The organism is Haloarcula sp. H-GB5, assembly GCF_054850705.1.
On the sequence record NZ_JBTWBG010000002.1, the window covers coordinates 1386248 to 1407208 of the forward strand.

Annotated in this window: 15 protein-coding genes and 1 tRNA gene; 9 read left to right on the top strand and 7 right to left on the bottom strand. The window is 58.2% G+C overall.

Annotation, left to right across the window (positions count from 1 at the left end; genetic code table 11):
- The first annotated feature begins 49 nt into the window (after positions 1-49).
- Complete coding sequence (locus ACYJ11_RS15075) at positions 50-1414, top strand: sulfatase-like hydrolase/transferase (RefSeq protein WP_461648356.1); 1365 nt, start codon at positions 50-52, stop codon at positions 1412-1414.
- Positions 1415-1523: 109 nt separating this feature from the next.
- Positions 1524-3020, top strand: coding sequence for a flippase (locus tag ACYJ11_RS15080; RefSeq protein ID WP_461648357.1), 1497 nt, complete (start codon positions 1524-1526; stop codon positions 3018-3020).
- A 909-nt stretch (positions 3021-3929) separates the two neighbouring features.
- On the opposite strand, the gene ACYJ11_RS15085 is transcribed toward ACYJ11_RS15080, so the two are convergent.
- Complete coding sequence (locus ACYJ11_RS15085; protein WP_461648358.1) at positions 3930-4382, bottom strand: UPF0179 family protein; 453 nt, start codon at positions 4380-4382, stop codon at positions 3930-3932.
- Positions 4383-4414: 32 nt separating this feature from the next.
- Entirely contained in the window at positions 4415-4792 is a 378-nt protein-coding gene (locus ACYJ11_RS15090; protein ID WP_461648359.1) for a DUF5820 family protein, read from the bottom strand.
- Between the two features lie 611 nt (positions 4793-5403).
- Between ACYJ11_RS15090 and ACYJ11_RS15095 the strand changes: the two genes are divergently transcribed.
- From ACYJ11_RS15095 to ACYJ11_RS15115, 5 genes are all read left to right on the top strand, one after another.
- Positions 5404-7476, top strand: coding sequence for a PrkA family serine protein kinase (locus ACYJ11_RS15095; protein ID WP_461648360.1), 2073 nt, complete (start codon positions 5404-5406; stop codon positions 7474-7476).
- Positions 7476-9758 carry a PrkA family serine protein kinase gene (locus ACYJ11_RS15100; protein ID WP_461648361.1) on the top strand — a complete coding sequence of 761 codons (2283 nt, stop codon included), beginning with the start codon at positions 7476-7478 and terminating at the stop codon, positions 9756-9758. Before ACYJ11_RS15095 ends, ACYJ11_RS15100 begins: the two co-directional genes overlap by 1 nt.
- A complete protein-coding gene (locus ACYJ11_RS15105; protein ID WP_188980182.1) occupies positions 9749-11065 on the top strand; it encodes a YeaH/YhbH family protein in 1317 nt (438 codons plus the stop codon). Before ACYJ11_RS15100 ends, ACYJ11_RS15105 begins: the two co-directional genes overlap by 10 nt.
- Positions 11062-13101 carry a SpoVR family protein gene (locus tag ACYJ11_RS15110; protein ID WP_461648362.1) on the top strand — a complete coding sequence of 680 codons (2040 nt, stop codon included), beginning with the start codon at positions 11062-11064 and terminating at the stop codon, positions 13099-13101. Before ACYJ11_RS15105 ends, ACYJ11_RS15110 begins: the two co-directional genes overlap by 4 nt.
- A 131-nt stretch (positions 13102-13232) precedes the next feature.
- Positions 13233-13625: a secondary thiamine-phosphate synthase enzyme YjbQ gene (locus ACYJ11_RS15115; protein ID WP_461648363.1), complete on the top strand. Its 393-nt coding sequence runs from the start codon at positions 13233-13235 to the stop codon at positions 13623-13625.
- 23 nt (positions 13626-13648) lie between these two features.
- Here ACYJ11_RS15115 and ACYJ11_RS15120 read toward each other — a convergent pair whose 3' ends face one another.
- The gene (locus ACYJ11_RS15120) at positions 13649-15631 is read right to left on the bottom strand and encodes an AMP-dependent synthetase/ligase (RefSeq protein WP_461648364.1); all 1983 of its coding nucleotides are present in this window, start codon (positions 15629-15631) and stop codon (positions 13649-13651) included.
- Positions 15632-15794: 163 nt separating this feature from the next.
- Between ACYJ11_RS15120 and ACYJ11_RS15125 the strand changes: the two genes are divergently transcribed.
- Positions 15795-16004, top strand: a complete 210-nt coding sequence (locus ACYJ11_RS15125) for a hypothetical protein (RefSeq protein WP_005534174.1) — start codon at positions 15795-15797, stop codon at positions 16002-16004.
- A gap of 104 nt (positions 16005-16108) precedes the next feature.
- Here the strand turns inward: ACYJ11_RS15125 and ACYJ11_RS15130 are convergent, their stop codons facing one another.
- The 3 genes from ACYJ11_RS15130 to ACYJ11_RS15140 form a co-directional block, all read right to left on the bottom strand.
- Complete coding sequence (locus ACYJ11_RS15130; RefSeq protein ID WP_170096254.1) at positions 16109-16288, bottom strand: DUF7576 family protein; 180 nt, start codon at positions 16286-16288, stop codon at positions 16109-16111.
- A 138-nt stretch (positions 16289-16426) separates the two neighbouring features.
- Positions 16427-17608, bottom strand: a complete 1182-nt coding sequence (gene glmU, locus ACYJ11_RS15135) for a bifunctional sugar-1-phosphate nucleotidylyltransferase/acetyltransferase (protein WP_461648365.1) — start codon at positions 17606-17608, stop codon at positions 16427-16429.
- A 110-nt stretch (positions 17609-17718) separates the two neighbouring features.
- Entirely contained in the window at positions 17719-18957 is a 1239-nt protein-coding gene (locus ACYJ11_RS15140; RefSeq protein WP_461648366.1) for a DUF4352 domain-containing protein, read from the bottom strand.
- 302 nt (positions 18958-19259) lie between these two features.
- Here ACYJ11_RS15140 and ACYJ11_RS15145 point away from each other — a divergent pair, with 302 nt between their 5' ends.
- The gene (locus ACYJ11_RS15145) at positions 19260-20648 is read left to right on the top strand and encodes an outer membrane protein assembly factor BamB family protein (RefSeq protein ID WP_461648367.1); all 1389 of its coding nucleotides are present in this window, start codon (positions 19260-19262) and stop codon (positions 20646-20648) included.
- Positions 20649-20736: 88 nt separating this feature from the next.
- Here ACYJ11_RS15145 and ACYJ11_RS15150 read toward each other — a convergent pair.
- A tRNA-Glu gene (locus ACYJ11_RS15150) sits at positions 20737-20811 on the bottom strand.
- Positions 20812-20961: the final 150 nt, after the last annotated feature.

A 20961-nucleotide genomic window follows, 5' to 3' on the forward strand; every position in this document is an offset into this window, starting at 1 on the left:
TCAAGAAATTCACTGGCGACTATAAAACAGACTAGTAAGGTGGTTCACTATGGATAGTATCGCTGTTGTCGTACTTGACACACTGAGATGGGACGCGTTCGATGAGTACTTTGATTGGATACCTGGAATTAAATTCACAAATGCCTACTCTACATCACATTGGACCATCCCTGCCCATGCTTCGTTGTACACAGGCATGTATCCAAGTGAAGTGGGTGTGCATGCTAATTCCCTCTCTTTAGAATCGGATAGCACACTGCCCCAACTGCTGAAACAAAAGGGCTACAATACGCGATTAGTTAGCGCGAACCCACATATATACATGTGGGATGGATGGCGACAAGGTTTTGATGAGGCGATCTCACCCACAAATTTGGACCCAAATAAACAGAAGGTACTTGACTGGGATGAATTCTATGCAGAATGCGAAAGTTCGGGACTTCAAAAGTACAGTTCTGCACTGCAACGCTGTCTCACATCGGATTGTGCCACTGTTCCTTCGATCATTGCTGGATTGAAAACTACGGATCACCCTGCACTCTCAAGATTGGCGAAGGCTATGGGGAGCGATAAGGTATCAAAAAAAGGTATTGAGGTGGTATCTTCCCGAATTGATTCTATGAACTTTGGTGACTCAGAATTCGCACTTGTCAATTTGCTTGATGCACATACACCTTATGCACCTCCAGAGAACTTCGCCTCAGTCGATACGCCGGTAGATGTATTGACAGGCGAGGGGTTCTCAGAAACAGAGGAAGACCCCGAAGTGATTGTTCAGGCATACAATGACTCCGCGAAATACCTATCTGCCGAGTATAAAAAGCTCTTTGAACAGCTCCAGAGCGAGTTTGATGTGGTAATTACACTCTCTGATCACGGAGAAATGCTCGGTGAGCATGGGAGATGGAACCATGGCTATGGTCTTTACAAAGAACTGACGCACGTTCCAATTGCCATCTCCGGAAAGAACATTGAGAATAAAATTGATGATTCAGTGGTAAACCTGATTGATATTCACAAGACAATACTTGAGATAGCAAACCTTGATGCTGATTCTCGAGGTCAGAATCTATTGGATTCACCAATGTCAAAGAACTGTTTGTTTGAGTATCACGGATTTCTAGATTGGCATCGGAAACAGTTTGACAGAATGGAAGTTCCAGAAGAGGTATTTGATAAATATAATACGAACCTAAGAGGATTTGTTACCAAAGATAACGAATACGCTTATCAAATACACACTGAACCGCAAGATGGGGTGGTTCTCAAATCCGATATCGATGATCAAGTTGCGAAAGACAAACTTGAGGAATTGATAGAGAAACTAGATGTGAAAACGAGGACCCGCGAGGAGGATTACGAAGACGTATCTAATAGCGTCAGGAAACAGCTTGAGGACCTTGGATACGCCTGAGATAACTTGATTCAGCACACATGGCATGTCCATTTCTATAGACTTGGCTAGTTCCTGAATAATAAAGAAAATCTAAATAAGACAAAAATGCTAACAGAGTGTTATACGAGTGACTGACAGCTCAAGCAGACTAGAATCAATATCATCGTTGGGTTCGATCTCTCAGGGGGCCAGCCTGTATCTGATCGGTAAAGCCTTCCGGCAAATTATTCTCTTCGTGCTTAATCTAATTCTCACTAGAGGCTTGGGCGCATCGGTCTATGGGATATATTCATATCTAATGGTTTTGATGTCTTTTTTGAAGGTAATATCTCGCTTGGGTGCCGATAATTCATTACTGAGATTCTTGCCTGAGTTCGGAGAGGACCCCCAGTCGCAACGAGTGATGCTCACAATCGCTACATCTACCACTCTCATTGCGAGCGCATCTGTTGCAACTGTGGTTTTTTTCACTGCACCCTTGATCTCGGCCTATACCCTGAATGAATCACTGTTCATCGATGTTCTGAAAATAGGAGCATTCGCTTTACCCTTTATTGCACTGTCTAGCATCGTCTACTCATCATTCAAAGGTATAGAGCGAATGGATTACAACGTATTATCGACCTCAATCTTCGAGCCTTTACTCAAATTGATTTTCGTTGGGGGAACAGTATGGTTTGGATATTCGGTGATTGGCGCTACTAAAGGCCTGATTGCTGCGAGTTTAGCAACTCTGGCTATATCTGCTGTGGTGTTACAATCACAGACACAACTGGACCGGTTTTCAATTCCCTCCGAAGAGAAGGTGAGAGAGTATTATAATTTCTCGATCCCACTTACGTTCACACAAATTGGGAATGTGTTCTACAACCGAGTAGACTTGTTAATGGTTGGTCTACTACTCTCTGGTGATGCAGTCGGTATCTACAATATCTCAATTCTGATAGCCGGCGTCCTTGCTTTACCTCTAAACGCGTTTAATCAGCTGTTCCCTCCGATTGCCTCGAAATTATATCAAGATAATAAGCTATCAGAGTTGGATGAAACTTATAGCACAATTACCAGATGGATTTTCACGATTGCCTTGTTGCCAGCCATCGCGACAATATTGTTTGCAAGTGACATTCTATTTATATTCGGTAGTGAATTCACAGCTGGGTTTTGGGTTCTCGTCCTGTTCACCATTGCCCAGCTAACTAATTGTATGGTAGGACCCAGTGGATATCTACTGATGATGACGGATCATCAATATGTGACAATGTATAATCAAGTAATCTCCGGAGTACTAAATGCGATACTGAATTATGTGCTTATCACAAGGTATGGTTTCTTAGGAGCAGCGATAGCCACTGCAACGGTATTATCAGGTATAAATATAATTAGGGTCATCCAAGTTTGGTATTTCGAAGGGATTTATCCATATAATCAACGATATTTGAAGCCAATAGCAGCAGGTACCCTCTCAGCGCTTGTAATGTACCTTTGTAAGACGATCTTTTCTGGGTACCAACTCCTTGTAGTCGGTGGAGTATTAGGAACAGTTATATTTTATTCTACTCTAATGATTTTAGGATTTGAAGACGAGGAAAAAGAAATTTTCTGGGATATGATAGACAGAGCCTGAGTAAAGATCACTTATTAATAGTTAGAATTGGTTAAGATATTATCATGACAATAGGCACACCAATATCATTTTGTCCCGGACATCTCCGCGTTCGCGTTTGTAATCCCGACGAGGCGAAAATTCAGTTCGAGTATGACCGGAGATTGCATACGACAGACCTCGTACAACCTCTAATCGGTCTCGGGTATCCTACTGTCAAACGATCCACAGAATGTTCCAAATTCTAGGCTACACACATACTTCAACACCACCGTAGGCAAGGTTTCACTATCAAGGTGCAGGTGTACTCGCCGCGCACTACCAAACAGATCCGAGGTGATCCTCTAGATACTTTACTGTAGCCTTCGTGGTCCCGCAATCTCTGAATTCTTCGGCGACCGAAATTAGCCGAAACTCGCCCTTGACGTCGCCGTGCGTCTAACACTTCTACTATTCTGGTTTTACACAGAAGTCCATGCCGGCTCTGCCGTCCAACTCAGGATGTTGTGGACTGCCATCTCTCCATGCTAAGATATGACCCTAACCGTTCCTACGTCCAGAACGGTCCGGAATTGACTGTCGGAATGTACTTTAAGATTGTAGTATTTCGAAAGGATCTCTCCACTCTGTCCCTTCCGAATCTGAGACTGTTACCATTCAATCACGGCATCAGCCAATTCCTGTTCACCCCGTCCATTTTTTCTATTGACTTACTCACTAATTACGTCTCGTAACCGGAAAACGTACGCTATAATGAGTCCTTGAACGGTAGCTATGTTGTTCAGTTAATTGATATTGGCTATATGTCCGTACATTCTGGTATTTCCTCCGAGTTAATTTACTACAATCATTTAGAAAGGTGATGATGCTGAACTTGTTCTAAGGTATATTCAGCCATCCTCAGCCGCTTGTTCTAACTCCAACGTATATTCAGCCATCCTCAGCCACTTCCAACTCCACCAACGTCAGATCCCGGTCTAGCATACAGTAGTCATGCGGCGGATCACCAATAATCTCAGAGATACGATATTCCTCATCAAATTCAGCCCCAGCAGGCTCACAGTAGGGATGGCTGGGACATTCGGTGTGTGGACAGGGGCCCGGCAGCGACGCCTTACTCCCAGCGTACGCACCCTTCGAGGGGACGTTCGCCTGGATCGGCGCGGGCTCGACCTCGACAGCCCGAACGCCGGTGTCGTGCATAGCACAGTCTAGCGTTTGGCCGCTCTGTCGGACGTTGGTGATCCGGTAGCGGTTTCCGGTCGTCAGATTGAGGCATTGGTCGCGGTAGGGACAGTCAGCACAGCCGCTGGCTTCGCCGCGGTAGACGAACTCCGCGCCGGCCTCGGCGAGGCGCGTCCCGACAAGCGTGACAGTGGTCATACCGGACTATAGAATGTCGCCACGGTAAAACGTCATGTCCGACCGGTGAGGTCGTCCAGTTTGTCCAGATACGTCTCGCGGGGCACCTGGTACAGCGAGCGGTAGTCCAGTTCGCCGTCGGCGAAGCGAGTCGCCAGTTCGATAGCGCCCTCGACGGCAGCGTCGCGGCCCTCGTAGGAATCGGCGTCGCGCTCGACTTCGGGTTCCAGATAGAAGGAGACGTACCAGCGCTCCCCGGTCCGGTCAGCGCCGGGGCGGCGGGTCCGCTTCCCGCGCGTGAGATAGATGGTCGGGAGACACGGCGCTGGAAACTGCTCCGAATCGAACACGTCCGGGCGGTACGCGAGGATGAGCTTCTCGTCAGTCTCGTTCCACACCGTCCAGTCTTCGGGGAGGCCCGACAGGTCCATACCGCTGAATTGGCGTGGACCGGCAAGAATCCGCTGGTCCGTCCCAGCGTCCGCCAACTCCAGTGACCGACACTCGGTTGCGTGATGGCAACGCCGGTACATTGGGTCGCCACTCCGTGTGTCCCGTTCTCAACCGCCAATCAATACGGCAACAGATTCACATCAATCCAGCGCTAAACACTGGCCGACACACCGAAGAGAACAGTTGACAACCGACACAGTATATAAACCAATCAAAAACTAATGAGATATGTTAACATAGTTGTGGCCCGCCATCCCCGCATTCGGCTGACCAGAACACCGGAATTTATCGGCGGTATGCCAACAGTAGGGCAAAGTTCTTATACGAACAGAACTCGTATCGTAAATAGTATCGGAAACAGTTCGGCACTGTCTCCCGTTACCACGCCAGGTCGGAACAGTCCCCGTGTTCCGCCCGGCAGGTCAGCCATGGAAGGGTACACGCGCCACCCTGCAGCGAAGGGTGCTTCAGCGGCCGTATGCGGCCACATCTGCGGCGGACAGCATCGACACCGAGTAGACACACAGCCCCGGGGTCATCCTGCAACAGTCGGTGGTCGCCTGCAGCCACGACGAACTACTGAGATAGCATGAGCAAGAACAAAGAGACACTCGAAGCGCTGAGCAAGGAGTACCGTGACACGATACCGGCGGACCTCCGGAAGACGAACACGTTCGACTGGTATCTGCAACAGTTGTACGACGAACCGAAGATCGCCCGCAACGCCCACCAGCGCGTGGCGGATATGTTCGACTACTACGGCAAGACCTACGACGAGGAGGCCGGCGTGGTCGAGTACGAGCTGGCGAGCGAGGACCCGCTGAACGACGGCGAGAACACCTTCTACGGACGGGTCATCCACGAGGCCATCCACGAGTTCGTCAACAAGGTCAAGTCCGGCGCTCGCGGACTCGGTCCGGAGAAGCGGATCAAGCTCCTGCTGGGACCGGTCGGCTCCGGGAAGTCCGACTTCGACCGCCAGGTCCGGCGCTACTTCGAGGACTACACCAGCCGGGACGGGGGCCGGATGTACACGTTCCGCTGGACGAACCTCTGTGATGTCATCCACGACCAGGACCCCGCCGACGACGTGGTCCGGTCGCCGATGAACCAGGACCCGCTCGTGCTCCTCCCGCAGGCACAGCGGGACAAGGTCATCGAGGACATCAACGCGGCGCTCGATGCTCCCTACACCATCCGGAACGAGCAGTCGCTCGATCCCGCCTCGGAGTTCTACATGGACCGCCTGCTGGCGGAATACGACGACGACCTCCAGTCCGTCCTCGAAAACCACGTCGAGATCGTCCGCTTCGTCGCCGACGAGAACCAGCGCCGCGGGATCGAGACGTTCGAACCCAAGGACAAGAAAAACCAGGACGAGACGGAACTCACCGGCGACGTCAACTATTCGAAGATCGCCATCTACGGCGAGAGCGACCCGCGAGCCTTCGACTACTCCGGCGCGTTCTGTAACGCCAACCGCGGCATCTTCTCTGGCGAGGAGCTGCTGAAGCTCCAGCGGGAGTTCCTCTATGACTTCCTCCATGCCAGTCAAGAACAGACAATCAAGCCCAAGAACAACCCCCGTATCGACATCGATCAGGTCATCGTCGGCCGGACGAACATGCCCGAGTACCGGGACAAGAAGGGCGACGAGAAGATGGAGGCGTTCAACGACCGGACCAAGCGCATCGACTTCCCGTACGTCCTCCAGTACGAGGCCGAGGCCCAGATATACCAGAAGATGCTGCGAAACGCCGACCTGCCGGATATCCAGGTCGAGCCCCACACCCTGGAAATGGCGGGCCTGTTCGGCGTCCTCACCCGCATTGAGGAACCGGACAACGAGTCCATCGACCTCGTGCAGAAGGCAAAAGCCTACAACGGCGAAATCGACGAGGCCGACGACGTCGACGTGAAGAAGCTCCGGGAAGAAGCCGAGAAGATGGCCGACATCGGCGAGGGGATGGACGGCGTCTCCCCGCGGTTCATCGGCGACGAGATCGCCGAGGCCATCATGGACTCGATGCACCGCAGCCGCGACTTCCTCTCGCCGCTGACGACGTTCAACCACCTCGAAGGCAACCTCGAGAATCACGGCTCCATCGACGAGGAATCGTTCAGCAAGTACTACCGCTTCCTCGAACTCGTCCGCGAGGAGTACAAAGAGAGAGCCATCGAGGACGTGCGCCACGCGCTGGCCTACGACATGGACGAGATCCAGCGCCAGGGCGAGAAGTACATGGACCACGTCATGGCCTACATCGACGACGCGACCGTCGAGGACGAACTCACCGGCCGCGAGCAGGAGCCAGACGAGCAGTTCCTGCGCTCCGTCGAGGAGAAGCTGAACCTCCCCGAGGACCGCAAGGACGACTTCCGGCAGGAAGTGTCGAACTGGGTGTCCCGGCGCGCCCGCGAGGGTGATACGTTCAACCCACAGGACAACGACCGCCTGCGCCGCGCCCTCGAACGCAAGCTCTGGGAGGACAAGAAACACAACATCAACTTCTCCGCGCTGGTCTCCAGTTCGGAGATGGACGACGAGGAGCGCAACCAGTGGATCGATGCCCTCATCGAGCAGGGCTACTCCGAGGAGGGTGCTAAGGAAGTGCTCGAATTCGCCGGTGCGGAGGTCGCCAAAAGCGAGATGGAAGAGTAATGACTGGCGAGGAGTACATCGACCGCGCGGACGAGTCCCTCGACGCCGCCTACGAGGCCCCGATGAGCCTCGCGGAGTACGTCGACGCCGTCCTCGAAACACCACAGGTCGCGGCACACGCCTCGAAGTACCTGCTCGATGCCATCGAGGACGCTGGGACGCGGATGGTCATCGAGGAGGGCGAGGAGAAGGAGCGCTACCGCTTCTTCGACGATCCGTACAACGACGGCGAACACGCCATCCTCGGCAACACGGAGGTACTGAACGCCTTCGTCGACGACCTGCGGTCCATCGCGGCCGGCCGCGGCAAAGACGAGAAGATCATCTGGCTCGAAGGGCCGACAGCCACGGGCAAGTCGGAGCTGAAGCGCTGTCTCATCAACGGCCTGCGGGAGTACTCGAAGACGCCCGAAGGCCGGCGCTACACCGTCGAGTGGAACGTCGCTGGCGCGGGCGGCAACGCCACCAGCATGACCTACGGGAACGCGGCCATCGAAGACGAGGACGACTGGTACGAGAGTCCCGTCCAGGCCCACCCGCTGACGGTGTTCCCCGAGGACGTTCGCGCGGACCTGCTCGCCGAGGTCAACGAACGCCTCGACGACCACATTCCGATCCGCGTCGATGGACAACTCGACCCGTTCTCCCGCGAGGCCTACGACTTCCTCGAAGAGCAGTACCGACGCCAGGGCGAGACAGACCTGTTCTCGGCAGTCACCCAGCCGGCCCACCTCCGGGTGAAGAACTTCGTCGTGGACGTGGGCCGTGGCATCGGCATCCTCCACTCCGAGGACGAAGGGACGCCCAAGGAACGGCTCGTCGGTTCGTGGATGCACGGGATGCTCCGCGAACTCGATTCGCGAGGCCGGAAGAACCCACAGGCGTTCAGCTACGACGGCGTCCTCTCGCAGGGCAACGGCCTGCTGACCGTCGTCGAGGACGCCGCCCAGCACGCCGACCTGCTCCAGAAGCTGCTGAACGTCCCCGACGAATCTCACGTCAAGCTCGACAAGGGCATCGGGATGGACGTGGACACCCAGCTCGTCATCATCTCGAACCCGGATCTGGAAGCGCAGCTCAACAAGCATGCCGACCGCGAGGGGCAGGACCCGCTGAAGGCGCTGAAGCGCCGGCTCGACAAACACGAGTTCACGTACCTGACGAATCTCTCGCTGGAGGCCCAGCTCCTGCGGCGGGAACTGACGAACGAGACCGCGGTCTGGGACCCCGAAACCTGGGAGGAACTGGAGACGTGGATTCAGGAGCCACTGACTATCTCGGTCCGGGATCAGGTCGAGACGGCCACCGAGAAGGAACTGGCCCCGCACACCGTTGAGTCCGCGGCCCTGTACGCCGTCGTCTCGCGGCTCGACAGCGCCGAAATCCCGACGGGGCTGGACCTCGTCGACAAGGCGCTCCTGTTCGACCGGGGCTACCTGATGGAAGGCGACGAGCGCGTCGATATCGAGGACTACGACCTGGAGACCACTGCCGAGGACGGCGACCACGGCATCCCGGTCACCTACGTCCGCGATATCATCGCCGACCTGCTACACGAGCCACAGGATCGCCACCACCCCGACCTCCCGGTCGAACACGTCCTGATGCCTCGCGACGTGCTCAACGCCGTCGCCGAGGGGCTGGAGGACGCCCCTGTGTTTTCGACCGGCGAGGCCACGGAGTACGAGGAACGTGTCGTGACTGTCAAGAACTACATCTTCGGCCAGCAGGAACAGGACGTGCTCGACGCGATGATGCGTGACAAGCGCGTCGACGAGGCGACCGTCGAGGAGTACATCGAGCACGTCTACGCCTGGGAATCGGACGACCAGATCGAGAACGAACGGGGCGAACTCGTCGACCCGGACCCGCTGAAGATGAAGGTGTTCGAGATCGAGCATCTGGGTCGCTTCGACGAGAAGAACTACGACGGCAACGAGCCCGACCACGCCGTCGAGCAGTTCCGCACCGAGAAGATCATCACCGCGCTGAACCGCCACGCATGGCAGCGCCGCGACGAGGAGTTCCGAGTAGGCGACGTGAACCCCAAGGAGATCCCGGTCATCAACACCGTCCTCGGGAGCTACGACTGGGACGACATCCAGCGGACCTACGAGGACTTCGAACCCGGCCAGTGGGACAACCCGCCGTCCGGGACCGAGACGGCCCGCCTCAAGGCGAAGACGCTGGACAACATGGTCGAGATGTTCGACTACACCGAGGCGTCGGCCGAGTTGACGAGCCGACACGTCATGAGTCAGGTGAGTTACAGATGGGACTAAAAGACGACCTCGAACGGTACCGTGACGTGGGCGAGGAGCGCCGCCAGGACCTCGCCGAGTTCATCCAGTACGGCGATCTCGGCCAGTCTCGGGGCGACTCCGTCCGTATCCCGATCAAGATCGTCGACCTGCCGGAGTTCGAGTACGACCAGCGCGATCAGGGTGGCGTCGGCCAGGGCGAGGGCGCTGAGGAGGGCGACCCGGTCGGCCAGCCACAGCCCCAGCCCGGCGATGACGACGGTGACGAAGACGGCGAACCCGGCGAGGAAGGCGGCGAACACGAATACTACGAGATGGACCCCGAGGAGTTCGCCGAGGAACTCGACGAACAGCTGGGCCTCGACCTCGAACCGAAGGGCAAGAAAGTCATCGAGGAGAAGGAGGGTGACTTCACGGATATCACCCGAACCGGCCCGTCCTCGACGCTCGACTTCGAGCGGCTGTTCAAGAAAGGGCTCAAGCGGAAGCTCGCGATGGACTTCGACGAGGACTACGTCCGCGAGGCGCTCAAAGTCGACGGCTGGGGGCCGGCCACCGTCTACGAGTGGACCCGCGAGCAGAACATGCCCGTCTCGAAGGCGTGGATCGACGACGCCTACGAGGAACTGCCCGCCGACGAGAAAGCCGTCTGGGACTCCATCGAAGAGATGGAGGACAACGTCGAGAAGGTCGAGACCTCCCAGCGCATCCGCCGGGAGGGTGTCGACCAGATCCCGTTCCGCCGCGAGGACGAGCGCTACCGCTACCCCGAGATCGTCGAGGAGCGCGAGAAGAACGTCGTCGTCGTCAACATCCGGGACGTCTCCGGGTCGATGCGCCAAAAGAAGCGGGAACTGGTCGAGCGGACCTTTACGCCACTTGACTGGTATCTCACGGGCAAGTACGACAACGCCGAGTTCGTCTACATCGCCCACGACGCCGACGCCTGGGAGGTCGAGCGCGACGAGTTCTTCGGCATCCGCTCGGGCGGGGGCACCCGCATCTCCAGCGCGTACGAACTCGCAGCGGAAATCCTCGAAGAGGAATACCCATGGAGCGAGTGGAACCGCTACGTGTTCGCGGCGGGTGACAGCGAGAACTCCTCGAACGACACCGAGGAGAAGGTCATCCCGCTGATGGAACAGATCCCGGCGAACCTCCACGCCTACGTGGAGACCCAGCCGAGCGGGAACGCTATCAATGCCACCCACGCCGAGGAGGTCGAACGCAACTTCCGGGACGCCGACAACGTCGCGGTCGCGTACGTCTCCTCGCCGGAGGACGTGGTGGACGCCATCTACGACATACTCAGCACGGAGGACCAATGAACAACGATAGATTCGCGAAACAGCGCGTGGCCGATGACCTCGACGAACCGGTCAAGGAGGCTGGCAATCTCGCCAGAAAGCTCGGGCTGAAGCCGTACCCGGTGAACTACTGGATCGTCGACTACGACGAGATGAACGAACTCATCGCCTACGGCGGATTCCAGCAGCGCTACCCGCACTGGCGCTGGGGCATGCAGTACGACCGCCAGCAGAAACAGGGCCAGTTCCTCGGTGGGAAAGCCTTCGAGATCGTCAACAACGACGACCCGGCCCACGCCTTCCTGCAGGAGTCGAACACGCTAGCCGACCAGAAGGCCGTCATCACCCACGTCGAGGCCCACGCGGACTTCTTCGCCAACAACGAGTGGTTCCGGATGTTCACCGACGGCTCCTCCCGAACGACGACCGACGCGTCCGGTGAGGACCGCCGCCGCGGCCCCGACGCCGCCGGGATGCTCGCCCGCCACGGTGACACCATTCAGGAGTACATGCAGGATCCCGATATCGAGCGGGCTGAGGTCGAGCGGTTCATCGACCACGTCCTCTGTCTGGAGGACAACATCGACCAGCACGTTCCCTACAGCCCGGTCGAGACGGTGCCCGAGGAGTTCGAGGACATCGAAGGGGCCGATGTGACCGACCAGCTGGATGACCTCGACCTTTCCGAGGAGGTCAAACGGCAGGTGTTCGACGAGGAGTGGCTGGACGCTCAGCGCGACGACGACGAGAACGTCACGTTCCCCGCTGAACCCGAGAAGGACGTGCTCGGCTTCCTGCGCAAACACGGCATGCAGTACGACGCGGACGCCGAGCGGGCGATGGAGATGGAGGACTGGCAGAAGGAACTGCTGGAACTGCTCCGCCGGGAGGCGTACTACTTCGCTCCCCAGAAGATGACGAAGGTGATGAACGAAGGGTGGGCCTCCTACTGGGAATCCCTGATGATGACCGGCGAGCAGTTCGCCGGTGACGACGAGTTCATCCTCTACTCCGACCACATGTCGAAGGTGCTGGGGTCAGGCGGGCTGAACCCCTACAGCCTCGGGCTGGAGATCTGGGAGTACGTCGAGAACACGGAGAACCGCCGTGAAGTCATCGAGCGCCTGCTCCGGGTCGAGGGCATCACCTGGCGGAACTTCGACGAGAGCGTCGACTACGAGACCGTCCAAGACCACCTCGAACCCCCCGAGTGGCTCACTGACGTTCCGGGTCACCTCGACGACCTCGATCCCGAGGACCCACGCGTCGATAGCGAGGGGCTGGCAGCGGCCCGCGACAGCGAGTTCGACGTGGAACAGTACCCCTGGAAGGTCCTGACCTACGAGGGACTGGCCCACCGGCACTACTCGCTGGTCAAACCCCAGTACCGCGGCTTCGTCTCCCGGATCGGCCAGGAGGAACTGGAGCGAACCGCCCGCTACATGTTCGACGACTCGCGCTACGACAGCGTCGCGGAAGCGCTTTCGGACGTGGACTACACCCGCGGCTGGGAACGGATGCGGGAGATCCGGGAGAGCCACAACGACGTGACGTTCCTCGATGAGTTCCTCACCCAGGAGTTCGTGGACGACAACGACTACTTCACCTACGAGTACACCCACGCCTCCGGCGACTATCGGGTGACCTCGACGGACCACGAGGACGTCAAAAAGAAGCTGATGTTGCAGTTCACCAACTTCGGCAAGCCCACCGTTGTCGTCGAGGACGGCAACTATCAGAACCGCAACGAACTGCTGCTCGCCCACCAGTACAACGGCGTGATGCTCGACATCGGGCAGGCCAAGGAAGTGCTCAAGCGCACCTTCGAACTCTGGGGCCGCCCGGTGAACCTCCTGACTATCGTCAAGGAGTTCGACGACCACGACGTGGAGGTCGCCAAGCGCCGCGACCGCGAACCCGAACCCGAAGAGGTCGGCAAGCGCATCCGCTACGACGGCGACGAGGTGACCGTCACCGACGTGGACTGGGTCGAGGTCGAACACCTCACCGCGACCGATATCGACTACAACACCAAGCCGGACAAATGGCTGGCCTGAGCGCTGCGCGGCGCTCTCGGAGCGGGCGGAGAACCGCCCTGCGACACTGACAGGCAGGTTCTCGTTGAGCCACCCGAATCGTATATAATAAATGGCCTATCTTCACATAGGTCCGGAGAGTGGCATTCGATATGAACGCAACTCGGTTCACCGTCAAAAGCGACACGCACACAGACGTGATTGATATCACCGACCGGGTACGGGACGTGATTCCCGAAGACGCCGAAGGGACCTGCACCGTGTTCGTCCGCCACACCACCGCGGGTATCACTGTCAACGAGGCCGAGCCGCGACTGCTGGGCGACCTCAGCGACGCACTCGGCGACCTCGTCTCGGACAGTGGGTGGGACCACGACGAACTGGACGGCAACGCGGATTCACACGTCCGGGCGATGGTCGTCGGGGCGAGCGAGACGATTCCCGTCCGCGACGGGGACCTCGACATGGGGACGTGGCAGTCCGTGCTGTTCGTCGACTGTGACGGGCCACGCGAACGAGCCGTCGACGTGGTCGTCACCGCCTGAGCCCGGCTGCTGGTGACCGACAATCAGGCCGCTTCGACCTGCTGCTCGCCGTATATCTCGGCGAGTTTCTCGCGGTACGCGCTGCGGATGTTGCGGCGCTTCTTCTTCATCGACGGGGTGAGCAAGTCGTTTTCGGCGGTCCACTCTCGGGAGACGAGCGCGAACGACTTGATCCGCTCGACCCGTTCGAGTTCCTCGTTGACCGCGTCGACAGCGGTCTGGACCCACTCGTGGACACGTTCGTCGTCGACCAGTGCTTCGGGATCGTCGGGAAGGTCGACACCCTCGCTGTCGGCCCACCGGCGGAGTTCCTCGAAGTTCGGGACGATTATCGCGCCGACGAACTTCTGGTCGTCGCCGACGACCATGACCTGGTCGACCCGGTCGTTCGTCGCAAACTGGTCTTCGATGGGCTGTGGTGCGACGTTTTTGCCCGTTGAGAGGACGAGCAGTTCCTTGAGGCGGTCGTGATAGATGAGGAAGTCGTCGTCGGTACGTTCGACGATGTCGCCGGTTCGGAACCACTGAGTGCCGTCGATTTCCGTGAAGGCCCGTGTCGTCGCATCTGGCGCGTTCCAGTACCCCGCCGTGACGTTTGGGCCGTCGACGAGCAGTTCGCCTACGTCGCCAGTGACGTCGTCGAACTCGCTGGCGTCGACAACACCGGTATCGATGTGGACGTCAACGTCAGGCAGCGGGGCACCGAGGGTTCCGGGGCGGGCGTCTTCCGGCGGATTCACAGTCAGGACCGGCGACGTTTCCGTGAGGCCGTACCCTTCGAGTATCGTCAGCCCCATCCCGAGGAACGTCTCACAGAGCGTTTTCGAGAGACTGCCACCGCCACTGACCATGAACTCGATGTTCCCGCCGAGCCGTTCTTTGACCGTGCTGTAGACGAGACGGTCCGCGAGTGCATGTTTCGCCGTGAGTATCGGTCCCGGGTCGTCGGTCCGGGCATAGTCGCGGGCCACGTCCATCGACCAGTCGAAAATCCGTTTTTTGAGCGGGGACTCGCTGGCCTGCGTTCGCATATTGTCGAAAATCCGCTCGTAGACTCTGGGAACGCTTAGCCCGGTCATCGGTTTGACAGTCTGGAGGTCGTCAGCCAGCGTATCCGGGCTTTCGGCGTAGCTCACAGCTGCGCCGGACGCGTACATGAAGAAATGGCCCGCGAGACGTTCGAACACGTGCGCTAGCGGGAGGAACGCTATCGAACGCGTCTCGGGGGTAACGGTCGGCAGGTGCGACGGCTTGTCGGGTCGTGGCCCGATTCGCCTGCGCGTCTGATTGACGTTCGCCCGGAAGTTGCGGTGGGTGAGCTGGACCCCTTTCGGCTGGCCCGTCGTCCCGGAGGTGTAGATGAGACTCGCTAGGTCGTCGGGGTCGCGCTCGTCCAGCCAAGACTGGTACGCCGTCTCGCTGAACGTCTCCTCGCCGCGCCGATACACCGTATTGAGTGTGTACACGTCATCGCGGTCCACGTCAGTGTCGTCCATGACGACGATGAACGAGAGGGACAGGTCCTCCTCGACAGCCAGGACGCGGTCCAGCATCGCAGCGTTCTCCACGACGACGGCGCTCGCCTCCGGGTCCGACAGCAGATACTGGACCTGCTTCGGCGAGGAATCCGTGTACACAGTCGTCACCACCCCACCCGCAGACAGAATGGCAAAGTCACTCAGCGCCCACTCCATTCGTGTGTTGGACAAGATACCGACGCGAACGTCCGAGCCGACACCGAGGTCACGGAACCCTGCGGCCAGGTATTTGACCAAGTGGTGCATCCGCTCGTAGCTGAGTTCGGCGTAGTCGCCGTCGGGAGCCGCCGGTATCACGTCGTCGGTCAGTGACCGATCGTAGACGCCACCCTTGTACAGTTGGGCCGTCGTCTCGGCGTTCCGGGTCGCGCTTGCAGCAAACATCTCGCCCAGCGTGTCGTCGCCGATGACTTCGTCAGTGTACGCTTCCTCGGCCTGACGCCAGTCAGCGTGATTGCCTGCAGTCATGTCATACTGCAGTGTTCACTAGGCCATCCCAAATATGTGCAGGATGTTAACACTCTATTGGTTTGTCGGAGTTGATTCCGTCAACGGTTTTGAAAGAAAGGACGACGACGGGATGGGAAAGTGTCGCACCAAGACTATATCTCAGCCACAGCATAGTCGAACTATGGTCTTCTCGACGGAACCAGCCTGGGATGATGCCGTAGATCAGTTCGTCAAGACCTACGAGAACGCTATTGTGTACGCGGATATCGATCAGGAGACAGTGTTACACGAGGGAGCGGTTCGCGTCCTCGCAAACGGCTGGGTCGAACTCCCCACCGGGCGACTTCTCTCACCGGACGCTGTCCACCACATCGATACGCAGATGAACTGAAACGAAGGTTCGGTTGTAACAGCGGAAGATGCACCCAAACGATCCGAACCGTGAGTGACGCACGGCAAGCGGTCGCCGTCCAGACGACGGGTAGAACAGACGCGTTACTGCCACTCTGTCCGGCAGTCCTCGTTGCAGAAGTGAGCCGTTTCGACGCTGCCGTCCTCTATCCATGTGATAACACGGTGAGTCACTTCGTTGGCGATAGCATCACCGCATGTAGCACACTCCGGTGCCTCGTCCTCGTCGATATCTTCGTGGTGATCTGATGTCGGGTCGACCATCTTAGTTGAGAGTGTCTTTCACGCCACTTAATCCCACATACTTGCACTGAACGTCACGAACATACACGAATGTCGAATCGGTAACAGAATGGCAGTAGCGTGTACGTGAGCCGGACGGACGCCCGCTGTGCAGTCCCGCTATCGGTCCCGGGTAACAGACTCTCCGGGGGTAGTTGTTGCGCCCGATGAGAGCACGACGCCGGCGTTCAGGCTGGTGTTGATGGCCGTCTTCGCGCCGTCGCCCGCGACGACGCCGAACTTCCGCCGGCCCGTCGAGACACGGTCGCCTTTCACCGTCATCCGGACCTGATCGCCGTCGTGGCGGAGGTTCGCCACTTGCGTTCCTGCACCAAAGTTGACCTCGCGACCGATGACGCTGTCACCCACGTAAGAGACGTGCGGGACGTTGGAATCGGCCATCAACACTGTGTTCTTGAGTTCGACTCCGTGGCCGACGTGAGTGTCCTCCCCAAGAAGGGTCGCGCCCCGGACGTATGCGTTCGGTCCCACGTGTGCGCCCGAGCGAACCAGCGCCGGCCCCTCGATGACGACGCCGGGTTCGACGACCGCGCCCTCCTCGACGACGACTTCGCCGCGCAGGTCAGCATCACCGCGCACCTCCCCGTCGAGTCGCCGGTCCAGTTGCCCCAGTTTCCACTCGTTAGCTTCCAGTAGCTCCCAGGGCCGGCCCACGTCCAGCCAGCGGTCGACTTCGACGGCAGTGACCGTCGCCTCCTCGATAACTCTCGCAAGCACGTCCGTGATTTCGCGCTCCCCGCGGTCGCTCAGCGGCACGTCAAGCCAGTCCCGTGCCTCGGCTGGGAAGACGTACGCCCCGGCGTTTGCCAGCTCCGTTGGCGGCTCGTCTGGCTTCTCGACGATGTCGGTGACGGCACCCCCGTCTGTCGACAGCACGCCGTAGCTCGTTGGGTCGTCGACGCGATAGGCAGCGACCGACGGCGCGGCATCGAAAAGGCCACTGAGACTCTCAGCGTCGTAGAGGTTGTCGCCGTTGAGGACTGCGAATGGGCCATCAAGGTGGTCCTTCGCGGCTGCCACCGCGTCGGCAGTCCCCAGTTGCTCCTCTTGGACGGCAAAGCTGACCGGGACGCCGCTGTACTCGTCCCCGAAGTACGAGCGGACCGCCTCGGCCTCGTAGCCGACGACGAAGATGAGTTCGTCGGCCCCTGCCTGGATCGCCGTATCGGCGGTGTGTGCCACCAGCGGCCGGTCAGCGACCGGGAGCATCGGCTTCGGTGTGTGGTCTGTCAACGGCCGCATACGCGTCCCCTGCCCCGCTGCGAGTACGACTGCTTGCATGGTCTACCCGTCGCTCGGCCCCGGAAAATACCTACCGCTGTTGACGCGATAGGGAAGCGGGAGACACAGAAGTTACCTGGGTGAGGTTGTGGGCGAAGTCGTGCTTACACTTATTCCACGGCCTTGAACGTCCACTCCGCGCCGAATGGGGTCGTTCGGTAGTCCCACCGTCTGTCTGAATCCGGTTCCGTTACCAGTTCGATGGTTCTGGTTTCGCCAGCGGGAATCCGCTGTGTGTAGGGTCCATCAGAGTCGATGTACCACGTATCTGCGGAATAGCCAGCGAATATGCCCGGATCGTCTGGCGTCTTGAATTCAAGTATGGACTTGAACACCCCCGCGCTGTCACCGACGTTTTCGACCTCCATCTCAACGATTGCTTCATCGCCTGTAACGTCTTCCGGCGGAACATCGATGTTCGCCATTTCGAACTCGGGGAAGCCACCGGGTGACTGAAGCGGGATTTCGATATCAGCGACCGCACTCCCTTCTGCGAGGTTTATTCCGAGTGTGAGGTCGTCGACCTTGGCCTTCGGGACAGCGTAAATCAGATGGCCGCTGTAGGTCTGCCCCGGATTGATGTTCTCCCCGACTGCGTTCGTTCCGTCACGACTTGCAGCCGACTGGCTCACGAAGCTCGATTCGGGGACGACAAAGTCGTCTTTCGACACTGTCTGGGCCTCGCCTGTTCCGTTCTCAAGCGTAACGCTCAGAATCAGCAGGATGTTATCTGAGACCGTTTCGCGAATGGCGTGTGCGGTGTTGTCGCCCAAAGTCCGTTCGCCAGCGGAGAGCTCGTAGGTTATCATCTGTTCGTAGGTCATATCAGACACTGTGGCCTGGACCCCACTGGCAAGCTCAATGCTTTCCCCAGTGCTCCCCTGCTTCGGGAGGACAGACACAGTTGACGTGACTGTATCGTCGACAGCATAGAAGTCGGAGGACGCTTCAAACGCCCACGCTCCGGCATACTCGGCGTCAACACGATAGCTATGCGAAACTTCTTCGCCGGACGCCAGTCCATCAGCGTTGACTGTGACTGTCTGTGGCTCAGTGTTAGCTGATTCTGAGTGAACGAACTCTATGGTTGCATCCCCGGAGATCGGCTCACCACCGACGTTGACGGCGGTCACGTCACCCTCGATGGTATCACCGAACGCGACCTCTTTTGGCCCACTCACGGAGAGCAGTTTCAGCCGCGCTGGTGCCTCCTGATCTACTTCGTACGTTGGTTCTGGTGTTGACGTGGACTCACTGCTTCCGTCACCGCCGTCGCTACCACTACATCCTGCAAGGCTGAGTGCAGCGATGCTGCTTCCGATCGTACTCACGTATGTTCGTCGGTCCATGTACTACTCGCTTTATATACGTGTACAAATATGTTTTCTTTTATCTATATACTTGTCAAATATGAATGTATAACATCTTATTATTCAACACAGGTTCTTGTAGGTCCATTCGATCGAATCGACTGCCAGGATAGCGGATACCACTGGTTGCCCCACAAACAGGAGTCTGACAGTTGGGCGGTCGTTCGAAATACGGTACTGAGTCCGGTGTCGGTAGTCATTGGTCTACGGTACAGCACCCAAATAAAGCAGTGACACAATCGACACGAAACTTATGCCGGAGCGAGAGCCAGCCCGTCGTAATGAAATCCCGACGGACGTTTCTGGTCGCGTTCGGGGCCGCGCTCGCTGGCTGCGCTGGTCTCGATGGCAGCCAGACCGCGACGCCGGAGTCAGCAACCCCGACGGGCACGACAACGCGGTCCGACCAACGTGCTGAGACAGCGACGGACCAGCGGACGGCAAGCGACAAGCGTCCCGACCCGCCGGAGGGTGACGCAGTCCGGTGGACGTACCAGACGAACGGCCCCATGACGGGACAGTGGCCTAGCTACGTGACGGACCGACCGGTCGTGCGGGATGGGACAGTGTACGCCGTCGGTGGGACCAATGACCGAGGAACCCCGCCCCAAGAACGCATGCAACCGCCCAGAAGTCAGAACGTCTACGCAGTCGGCACCGACGGAACACAGCAGTGGCGCTACGTGGCGAACAAGAGCGTGCCCGTCGTAGCTCCCGCAGCCAACGGGGTGTACGCTATCGTCGGCTGGAACACGAGGATGCTGGGAATTGGTCAGCAACTGGTTCGTCTAGAGAACGGGGAGTTACAGTGGCGGACGGAACCACAGGATAGATATCTGTCCATTCTCGGAACCGCCGACGAGACAGCCATCGTAAGCACGCATGACGATGAGATCAACCGTGCCGGAGAGTCACTGTTTGCTGTCACCGCCGACAGCGGAAGGCGGTTCGAACGTGAAACTGGGGATATCCGCAAAGCAGTGGTACAGGATGGGACAGTGTACGCCCATGAGGGGCCCGACCGCACCAGTGCGTTCGACACAAGCGACGGCACGCGTCACTGGTCATATCCGGGACGACTGCTGGGAGACCCGTCAGGACACTACGGAGATTCGCTGTACGTCAGGGAAGAAACGGATTCGGGTGAGCCTGCACTCGCTGCGATAGACGAATCGACAGGGGATTCCAGCTGGCAATATCGGGAGGGGAAAGCCACTGAGGACGGCTTCAATGTGACGGGCGCAGTCGAACGCGATGGGACGGTATACGCGACAGAGTTCGGCGGACGCCTAGTTGCGCTCCAGTCAGCGGACGGGACCGAACAGTGGCGGTACCCGACAGCGGATGACACGAGAGGTCCGCCGGTCGTCGCCAACGATACAGTGTGCGTTCCTGTTGGTAAGACGACAGTCCATGCCGTTGACCGAAGTGCCGGAGAGCGCGTCTGGAGTCACTCCTTCGAGCGGCCGTTACGAGAGATGCAGACGGCATCCGATGCGGTTGTGTGCTGGACGCAGGGTGCCGATGCCGCTGGCGTACACGCGCTTTCCTTCGACGGCGACCCGATGTGGCGCGTCATCATTCAGGGAACAACGACTGCCCCAACGGTCACGGAGTCCGGAACGTATATTGGAACACGGAGCGGCTACATCCTGAAACTTGGACAGTGAGCCCGCTACGTACCGTATCTGTACAGAAGCATGCTATACAGAACAGCGGCGAACGCCGTTGCTCGCGGAGTAGTTCGCGACAGTAATGTGCTCGGTCAGGGATTTGAACCCTGGTCCTCGGCTCGAAAGGCCAAGATGATTGGCCGGACTACACCAACCGAGCGTACTCAGTCGTTCCGGGTGGACCAATTTAACCCCATCGAAATAGACGCTACCTGAGGATGCGTACCACAGGCGTGCGACTACGGAGAGCAGACCGCCCCCGTGACGTATCCACGAAAAAGATGCTCCGTATTTGCCTGGCGGACGAGTC